We start from the raw sequence: 549 nt of genomic DNA on the forward strand, positions 1-549 counted from the left end.
CGGACCGCATGGTGGTTGCGATTGACCAGTATGCGGCGTTGTCGGCAGCGGTTTGCACGCGGAGGCCGGACGAGATGCGGCCCTGTGTGGTTTCCATATCGGAGTTGATCGAACGGAGGGTCTGCAGTGCAGCCATGGCTGCGGAGTTAGTCATGATGCTTGTCATGGAATTGTCCCTTTTGACAAAATACACGGGACATACCGGACTCGGATACCGGCAACGGTGGCAAGGCATCATGCCCGTCGTTTCCGGTCTCTCCCGATCAACGACCCACCATTTCGTGAGACCCAAAATGGCGGAGTATGGTTACCGAACGCTTAATCGAACGCGATTTGATTCAAACATTTTCCCGATACGAGAAAACGCCGGGGATTGCTCCCCGGCGTTCGGTCGTGATCAACTCTAGGTTTGAGCTTGAAGCCGCCCTTAACGGAACAGCGACAGGATGTTCTGCGAGCTGGAGTTGGCAATCGACAGCGCCTGAATGCCGAGCTGCTGCTGTGTCTGCAGAGCCTTGAGGCGGGTCGATTCCTCGTTCATGTCGGCGT

1 protein-coding gene and 1 pseudogene are annotated in these 549 nt (G+C 56.3%); both read right to left on the bottom strand.

The features are described 5' to 3' along the window. A pseudogene (locus PZ897_RS09515) lies at window positions 1–166 on the bottom strand (flagellin); the annotation flags it as partial. Between the two features lie 261 nt (window positions 167–427). Further along, on the bottom strand, window positions 428–549 hold a 122-nt coding region (locus PZ897_RS09520; RefSeq protein ID WP_275751985.1), incomplete at its 5' end, for a flagellin.

This window comes from Hoeflea sp. YIM 152468, assembly GCF_029210485.1.
Taxonomy (GTDB): domain Bacteria; phylum Pseudomonadota; class Alphaproteobacteria; order Rhizobiales; family Rhizobiaceae; genus Hoeflea.